1 protein-coding gene is annotated in these 449 nt (G+C 57.2%); it reads right to left on the reverse strand.

All coding sequences use genetic code 11. The features are described from left to right. Positions 1-449: tail assembly protein (locus tag E0D98_RS25845; protein ID WP_096988255.1), on the reverse strand; the 449-nt coding region annotated here is incomplete at both ends.

Below are 449 nucleotides of genomic sequence, written 5' to 3' on the forward strand. Positions count from 1 at the left end.
GCCCTCATCACGGGTGCTGATGTCCTGGGATATCCGTCGTGAACCAACCAGCATTTCACCGTAAGGCACCGGCACCGGATTCCCCTGAGCAATCATGTTGTCCAGTGACGAAAAATACGTGTTCTGTCTGCCGTTATCCGTGCTTTTGTACTCCGGCGTCTTTGCCTTCGGGGCCAGCATCTGGGCCACACCACCCAGTGCCATTGCAGAGCCCATGGAAAACATGATGTTGCTGGCTGCAATACCGATACCCGGCATCCAGATAGCTGCCGCAACCAGCGCAACGCCAAGCACGGCCTGAAACACTCCGCCACTTTTGGCACCTTCTGCCCGGGGAACCAGATGAATGACATCCCCCGGGTTCAGTGGCTCATGCAGTCGGGGCGATATCTGGTCCGGCGCGGTATCCTCACCGGCAATACGTATCTGGTACCAGCCTTCGTTCATCT

Origin of the sequence: Escherichia sp. KCJ4928 (genome assembly GCF_004352695.1) — a bacterium.
GTDB lineage: Bacteria > Pseudomonadota > Gammaproteobacteria > Enterobacterales > Enterobacteriaceae > ECMA0423.